Annotated in this window: 1 protein-coding gene and 2 pseudogenes; all 3 read left to right on the top strand. The window is 30.4% G+C overall.

The window, feature by feature from the left end:
• Nucleotides 1-151 precede the first annotated feature (151 nt).
• Nucleotides 152-529 (top strand): annotated as a pseudogene (locus HT691_RS11485) (restriction endonuclease subunit S); the annotation flags it as partial.
• A gap of 150 nt (nucleotides 530-679) precedes the next feature.
• A pseudogene (locus HT691_RS11480) lies at nucleotides 680-1,351 on the top strand (restriction endonuclease subunit S); the annotation flags it as partial.
• 89 nt (nucleotides 1,352-1,440) lie between these two features.
• Entirely contained in the window at nucleotides 1,441-2,238 is a 798-nt protein-coding gene (gene psrA / locus HT691_RS10995) for a tyrosine-type DNA invertase PsrA (protein WP_023934726.1), read from the top strand.
• Nucleotides 2,239-2,299 lie beyond the last annotated feature (61 nt).

Below are 2,299 nucleotides of genomic sequence, written 5' to 3'. Positions count from 1 at the left end.
GAAACATTATGGGAAGTTTGCTGATGGAAGTATAAAAGAGTTTAAACATAATATACCTAAAGGATGGGCCATAGTTTATTTACCAGACATTTGTGCATTAGAGGACGGCTCAATAAAAAGAGGTCCTTTTGGTAGTTCTATAACAAAGTCAATGTTTGTTCCGAAAGGAGAACATACATATAAGGTTTATGAACAAGGTAATGCTATAAGAAAAACTATAGATTATGGAGACTATTGGTTAAAAGAGAGTGATTATATACGTTTAAAAAATTTTTCAATAAAAGCAGGAGATATTTTAATATCTTGTGCAGGTACTATTGGAGAAATCTTTCAAATACCTTCAAATTATTATAATGGAGTTATAAATCAAGCATTATTAAAACTTACGTTAAACTCAGATATAATAGATTCACAGTATTTTAAATGGATGTTTACGAGTTTGATTAATACACTAAAAGAGCATTCTATAGGTTCAGCGATAAAAAATTTAGCTTCAATAAAATTTTTAAAATATGAAGTTCCTATGTTATTGCCTCCACTATCCGAACAACAACGAATAGTAGAAGCAATCGAATCAGCTTTAGAAAGAGTAGATGAGTACGCTAAAAGTTATAATAGACTCGAACAGCTAGATAAAGAATTTCCAGATAAACTAAAAAAATCTATTCTTCAATATGCTATGCAAGGAAAATTAGTTGAACAAGACCCAAATGATGAATCAGTCGAAGTTTTACTTGAAAAAATACGAGCAGAAAAACAAAAACTCTTTGAAGAAGGCAAGATTAAAAAGAAAGATTTGGACATTTCTATTGTTTCCCAAGGAGATGATAGCTCTTATTATGAGGAAGTTCCTTATGAAATACCAAAAAGTTGGGAGTGGGTGAGGTTTTCTACATTGGTTGAAATTGTTAGAGGTGGTTCTCCACGACCAATCAAAGATTATCTTACTTCCGAAGTAGATGGAATAAATTGGATAAAAATAGGTGATACTGAAAAGGGTGAAAAGTATATAAATAATGTTAAAGAAAAAATCAAAAAATCAGGGCTTAACAAAACTAGATTTGTAAAAAAAGGTACATTTTTGTTAACTAATTCTATGAGTTTTGGTAGACCTTATATTTTGAATGTTGATGGTGCAATACACGATGGATGGTTGGCTATTTCGAACTATGAAAACTCATTAAATAGAGATTACCTATTCTATATTCTTTCATCAAATGTAGTTTATTCTCAATTTTTATCTCTAATTAGTGGAGCTGTTGTGAAAAACTTGAATAGTGATAAAGTTGCTTCTATTCTAATCCCACTCCCACCCCTTCCTGAACAATCCAGAATCGTTGATAAAATCGAACAATTTTTCGCCCATATTGACGCACTAATTTAGTATAATAGTTTTACGTGCGGTGGAATTTCTATCAAACATAAGATAGGAGTTTTACGTTGAAAGAATTTGAATTACATTTGAAGAAAGCTGGTTTAGCTGAAAATACTGTGCGTTCGTACCTTTATGGTGTTCGATTTTTCTTGGAGAATTATGAACTCAAAATGGAAGATTTATTTGAATACAAGGGATATTTATTAGACAATTTTAAACCTAAAACTGTCAATTTGCGACTACAAGGAGTAAATAAATATCTGACTTTTATTGGTCATGATGATTTGAAATTAAAATTTGTCAAAGTACAGCAAAAACCGTTTTTAGAAGATGTCATTAGCCATGCTGATTACCTTTTTCTTAAACGTAGTTTGAAAAAAGATGGTATTTTAAAATGGCATTTTGTCGTTTGGTTTTTAGGTGCAACTGGGGCTCGTGTAAGTGAGCTTATTAAACTAAAAGTAGAGCATGTAGAAATCGGTTATTTTGACATTTACTCAAAAGGTGGTAAAATTCGTAGACTGTACATTCCTAAAAAATTAAGAAATAGTTGTCTTAGTTGGTTAGAATCAGAAAATCGCCGAAGTGGTTATTTATTTTTGAATAAATTTAATGAACCAATTACAGCAAGAGGAGTTGCTCAACAGTTAAAAAATTATGCTGATAAATACAAAATGAATCCTAAAGTAATTTACCCTCATTCTTTTAGACATTTATTTGCTAAGAATTTTTTATCGAAGTATAATGATATTGCCTTGCTTGCAGATTTGATGGGACACGAAAGTATAGAAACTACTCGAATTTATCTAAGGAAAACAGCTACTGAACAACAAAATATTGTAGATAAAATTGTTAATTGGTAAAAAAATAACAGGTGGTCAAATTGACCATCTGCTATTTTTTTGTGATTATGGCTCTTATTAT

This window comes from Streptococcus sp. 477 (assembly GCF_013277295.1).
Taxonomy (GTDB): Bacteria; Bacillota; Bacilli; order Lactobacillales; family Streptococcaceae; genus Streptococcus; species Streptococcus pseudopneumoniae.
The sequence above is the reverse complement of the archived record's forward strand: the minus strand, read 5'-3'. Positions and strand labels throughout refer to the sequence as shown.